This window comes from Nocardiopsis sp. MG754419 (assembly GCF_018207095.1).
Classification (GTDB): Bacteria; Actinomycetota; Actinomycetes; order Streptosporangiales; family Streptosporangiaceae; genus Nocardiopsis.
In genome coordinates, this window is the sequence record NZ_QOCZ01000291.1 from 1 (window position 1) to 1,865 (window position 1,865).

A 1,865-nucleotide genomic window follows, 5' to 3' on the forward strand; every position below is an offset into this window, starting at 1 on the left:
GAAACGCATCAGGGAGCCTTTCGGGAGGAGGGGAGTCGGTACAGCAGTTGGGTGTCGCCGGTCAGCGGGTGGGCCACGACGGTGGCCTCCACACCGAAGACCTCGCGCAGGGTGGCCTCGGTGAGGACCTTCTCGGGTGGTCCGGCGGCCACCAGGGACCCCTCGGACAGCACCCCCACGACGTCGCAGGCCGCGGCGGCCAGGTTGAGGTCGTGCAACACCACCAGGACGGTCACGCCCACCTCGCGCAGCAACGCGAGCAGGTCGAGTTGGTGGCGCACGTCCAGGTGGTTGGTGGGTTCGTCCAGGACCAGCACACGGGGCTCCTGGACCAGCGCGCGGGCGACCAGCACACGTTGACGCTCGCCGCCGGACAGTTCCAGTACGCCCCGCGCGGCCAGGTGGTCGACCTCCATGCGTTCCATGGCCCGGTGGCACAACGCGTGTTCGCGGGCGCTCAGCGGTTGGTTGCCCCGCAGGTGCGGGGCGCGCCCCAGGGCCACCAGCTCCGCCACGGTGAAGTCGAGGTCGCTGCCGCTGTCCTGGGTGAGCGCGGCCACGTGCCGGGCCGCGCCGCGCAACCCCATCGCCGTGAGGTCCTCCTCGCCCAGCAGCACCCGTCCGTCGGAGGGCTTCAGGGCCCGGTAGACACAGCGCAGGGCGGTGGACTTGCCCGAACCGTTGGGGCCGACCAGCCCCACGACCCGCCCGTCGGGCACGTCCAGGCCGAGGGCGTGCAGGATCCGCCGTCCGCCCAGGTCGACCGTGAGGTCGTCGAGTCGCAGATCCATCAGCGTCCTCCGAACAGGTAGCCACGGCGACGCATCAGGGTGAGGAACACCGGTACGCCGATGAGCGCGGTGATGACGCCCAGAGGCAGTTCGCGCGGGGCGACCGCCACCCGGGAGACCAGGTCCACCCAGACCATGAGGACCGCACCCGCCAGCGGGGCGACGGTCAGTACCCGCCGATGGTCGGCCCCGACGAGGATGCGGACGATGTGCGGAACCACCAGTCCGACGAACCCGATGGCGCCACTGACCGCCACCATCGCTCCCGTCATCACGGCGGTGAGGACGAACAGCCATCGGCGCATGCGGTGGGCGTCCACGCCCAGGCTCGCCGCGGTCTCGTCGCCCAGCGCCATGACGTCGAGCGGTCGGGCCAGTCCGCGCAGCGCCACCACCCCGAGCAGTACGGTGGCGGCCACCACCGGCAGAGCGCCCCAGGTGGCGGCGCCGAAACTACCCATGGTCCAGAACAGGACGGTGCTGGTGGCCTCGTTCCCGGGGGCGAGGTAGATGATCACGCTCATGATCGCCTGGAACCCGAAGGACAGCGCCACGCCGGTCAGGACCAGCCGGAGCGGGGTGACGCCCGTGCGACTGTGCGCGATGACGTAGACGAGCAGGGTGGCGGCCAAGGCGCCGACGAACGCTCCGACCGAGACGGCGTAGACGCCCAGCAGGGAGAGCCCGCCGAGGACCCCGACCAGCACGGCCCCCACGGAGGCCCCGGAGGAGACGCCCAGGATGTAGGGGTCGGCCAGAGCGTTGCGGACCATCGCCTGGACCGCCACACCCACGGCGCCCAGCCCCGCGCCGACCACGGCGGCGAGCAGCACGCGCGGGGTGCGGATCTGCCAGATGACCTGGTAGCGGGTGAGTTCGTCGGCGGAGATGGTGCCGCCGGTCAGTGCCGCCCACAGGTAGCGGGCGGTCTCGACCGGGGGCACGACGGCCGAGCCCAGGCCGATGGCCAGGATCGCCGACACGAGCAGGAGTGCCGCCAGGACCAGTGCGGTGGCGGCCGTGCCGGCGGGGGTGGCCAGGCCGCGGCCCCGGTCGGCGGGGGAGGGATCCGGC

At 72.4% G+C, this 1,865-nt stretch carries 2 protein-coding genes; both read right to left on the bottom strand.

Features of this window, described 5'->3' with window-relative positions:
* Positions 1-8: 8 nt before the first annotated feature.
* Entirely contained in the window at positions 9-791 is a 783-nt protein-coding gene (locus DSY14_RS27690) for an ABC transporter ATP-binding protein (RefSeq protein WP_211719547.1), read from the bottom strand.
* Positions 791-1,865, bottom strand: a 1,075-nt coding sequence (locus tag DSY14_RS27695; protein WP_374224070.1) for a FecCD family ABC transporter permease, incomplete at its 5' end; no start/stop codon positions are given. The genes DSY14_RS27695 and DSY14_RS27690, both read right to left, overlap by 1 nt.

What these genes read in the sequence shown, in the direction of transcription:
- DSY14_RS27690 (WP_211719547.1), bottom strand. Translation starts at nt 791, where the DNA reads ATGGATCTGCGACTCGACGACCTCACGGTCGACCTGGGCGGACGGCGG.